The 240-nt window shown below is 61.2% G+C and carries 1 protein-coding gene; it reads left to right on the forward strand.

The features are described 5' to 3' along the window. The coding region (locus ACZ2IA_RS23260; RefSeq protein ID WP_470294943.1) for a hypothetical protein at window positions 1–240 on the forward strand (240 nt) is incomplete at both ends.

A 240-nucleotide genomic window follows, 5' to 3' on the forward strand; every position in this document is an offset into this window, starting at 1 on the left:
CGGCCTTCCGCCAGCGCCTGGCCGAAGCCGGTGATGAAGGCAATGTACGTGAGCTGCTGGAGGGCAGCATCGCAAGCTTCGTGAACCAAGCAGAAAGCAGCAGCCAGCCAGCACTGCGCGGCGAGTTCAATGCCTTGCTGAAAGAGCTGAACGGTTTCGACTTTGCCCTGAGCCGGCCTTATTTCGGCCTGCCTGAGAAAAAACAGACCGGGGCGGGCGGCCTGCTCAGCATCACCGTCA

It is taken from the genome of Crenobacter sp. CS_VA4, from assembly GCF_055597485.1.